This is a genomic window from Methylobacterium goesingense, assembly GCF_022179225.1.
GTDB classification, from domain to species: Bacteria; Pseudomonadota; Alphaproteobacteria; order Rhizobiales; family Beijerinckiaceae; genus Methylobacterium; species Methylobacterium goesingense.
This window is the reverse complement of record NZ_BPQL01000181.1, coordinates 1-2,387: the sequence shown is the minus strand read 5'-3', so window position 1 is coordinate 2,387 and position 2,387 is coordinate 1. Positions and strand designations below refer to the sequence as shown.

General features: G+C 72.4%; 3 protein-coding genes. 2 read left to right on the top strand and 1 reads right to left on the bottom strand.

All coding sequences use genetic code 11. The annotated features are described in order from the left end of the window. Window positions 1-937 (bottom strand): FAD-binding oxidoreductase (locus MFF30_RS23770; RefSeq protein ID WP_238282597.1); only part of this gene is annotated, 937 nt, incomplete at its 3' end. Between the two features lie 145 nt (window positions 938-1,082). Here MFF30_RS23770 and MFF30_RS23765 point away from each other — a divergent pair. Both MFF30_RS23765 and MFF30_RS23760 read left to right on the top strand, forming a co-directional pair. Then, on the top strand, window positions 1,083-1,781 hold the full coding sequence (locus MFF30_RS23765; RefSeq protein ID WP_238282596.1) for a fumarylacetoacetate hydrolase family protein: 699 nt from the start codon (window positions 1,083-1,085) through the stop codon (window positions 1,779-1,781). Between the two features lie 25 nt (window positions 1,782-1,806). Next, window positions 1,807-2,262 carry an NUDIX domain-containing protein gene (locus MFF30_RS23760; protein ID WP_373320996.1) on the top strand — a complete coding sequence of 152 codons (456 nt, stop codon included), beginning with the start codon at window positions 1,807-1,809 and terminating at the stop codon, window positions 2,260-2,262. The last annotated feature ends 125 nt before the right edge of the window (window positions 2,263-2,387 follow it).

Sequence of the window (2,387 nt, the reverse complement as noted above, 5' to 3'; positions counted from 1 at the left end):
AGCCGATGCTGGCGCGGGCGCAGGCCCGCGCCAGCATCGGCTCCAGCACGGTGCCGGCATCCTCACCAGGGCGCGTGGTGGAGACCTCGACCAGGGCGTAGGCCGCGTGCCGTCCCGCCAGGGGGCGCCGCGCCCCGGCCCGATGGCGCAGGACGATCTCGAGGCCGAAGGGCGCGACGTATTCGAAAGCCGTGAGCCCGGCGCCGGCCTCGGCCCGGAGCGCCACGAACAGCGCCAGGGCGGCCTCGGCGGAGGCGAGGCCCAGGAAGACCACCGACCGCGACAGGGGCCGGGGATGGAGCTTCAGCACCGCCGCCGTGACGAGGCCGAGGGTCCCCTCGGACCCGAGGAAGAGTTGCTTCAGGTCGTAGCCCGCATTGTCCTTGCGCAGGCCCTTGAGCCCGTTCCAGACCCGGCCGTCGGCCAGCACCACCTCGAGCCCGAGAACGAGGTCGCGGGCATTGCCGTAGGCGAGCACCGCCGTGCCGCCCGCGTTGGTGGAGAGATTTCCGCCGATGCGGCAGGAGCCCTCGGAGGCCAGCGAGAGCGGAAACAGCATCCCGGCGTCGCGCGCCGCCGCCTGGACGTCGGCCAGAACCATCCCGGCCTCCACCGTGATGCTGGCATTGACGGGGTCGAGGGCGCGCAGCCGGTTCAGCCGCGCCAGGGAGAGGACGATGCCGCCCTGGGGCAGGCCGCCGCCGACATGGCCGGTATTGCCCCCTTGCGCCACCACCGGCACCCCCGCCTCGGCGCAGGTCCGCACCACGCCGGCGACCTCGGCGGTGTCGGCGGGCCGTACCACCGCCAGGGCATGGCCCCGGCGCAGGCCGCGCGTTTCGGCGAGGTACGGCGCGAGGTCGGGAGCGTTCACGAGCACATGGGCCGCGCCGACGTGTTCGGCGAGGGACGCCAGGAGGCGGGAGGAGTCGGTCACCACGGGTCTCGCAACGGCGGGCCTCGGGCGGCGGCGGGATGGCGCGGCCGGGCCTGGAGCCTATGATAGGAGAGGTGAGGCACTCTGTGCAGGGCGAGCGACCGGGCGCCGCGCCGCATCGGCCGAGAGAAGAGGTTGGAAACCCATGTTGTCCGTGATCCCGAACCCGCCCCGCATCGCCCTGCCGATCGTCGGCAGCGACGACCTGTTCCCGGTCCGGCGGGTCTACTGCGTGGGCCGCAACTACGCGGCGCATGCCCGCGAGATGGGCAAGGACCCCGACCGCGAGCCGCCGTTCTTCTTCATGAAACCCGCCGACACCCTGCAGATCGTGACCGGCGACGCGGCCGTGGACCATCCCTACCCGCCGCGCACGGAGAACTACCATTTCGAGGTCGAGATGGTGGCGGCCCTCTCGGTCGGCGGCCGCGACATCCCGGAGGCCGACGCCCTCCACCACGTCTACGGCTACGCGGTGGGCCTCGACATGACCCGGCGCGACGTCCAGGACGAGGCCAAGCGCCTGGCGCGGCCCTGGGACCTCGCCAAGTCCGCCGACGCTTCGGCTCCGATCGGGCCGCTGCACCCGGCCGACCGGATCGGCCATCCCGTTCGGGGCGCCATCACCCTGGCGGTGGACGCCACCGAGCGCCAGCGCGGCGACCTCTCCGAGATGATCTGGTCGATCCCCGAACAGATCGCGCTGCTGTCCACCTATTTCGAGCTGCATCCGGGCGATCTCATCTTCACCGGTACGCCCTCGGGCGTCGGCGCGGTCGGACGCGGCGAGACCATGACGGCCGCCATCGAGGGCCTGGGCGCCATCCGCCTGCACGTGGTCTGACGGCGTGCTCCTCGATTCATCCTGGATGCTGCGGCTGTTCCATCTCGGGGCGCTCGCCACGCGCGGCATGACGCTGGGCGTGCGCGGGGCCGCGATCGACCCGGAGGGCCGGGTCTGCCTCGTGCGCCACACCTACGTGTCGGGCTGGCACCTCCCGGGCGGGGGCATCGAGGCGGGGGAGAACGCCGCGGAGGCGATGATCCGCGAGTTCCGGGAGGAGGCCGGGATCGTCGTCGATCCCGGGCAACCTTTGCGTCTGCATGGGTTCTACCACAACCGGGCGGCGTCCGGCCGGGACCACGTCGCGCTCTACGTCGCGCCGGTATTCAAGGTCCACGCGCCCAAGGCACCGGACCGGGAGATCGCGGCCTGCGAGTTCTTCTCCCTCTCCGAACTGCCGGCGGACACCACGGTGGCGACCCGCGCACGCCTGCGCGAGATCGCCGAGGGCCTGCCCCCGTCCGCGCATTGGCAGCCCTGACGCCGGCAAACGGTCCCGGCGATTCAGCGCTTGCAACACCCGGCGGAATGGTGTTTAGAGACGCCGTCCGGGGCCGCCGGCGGGTCATTTCCTCCAGCGGCGCGGTTGTGAGCGGGTGTAGCTCA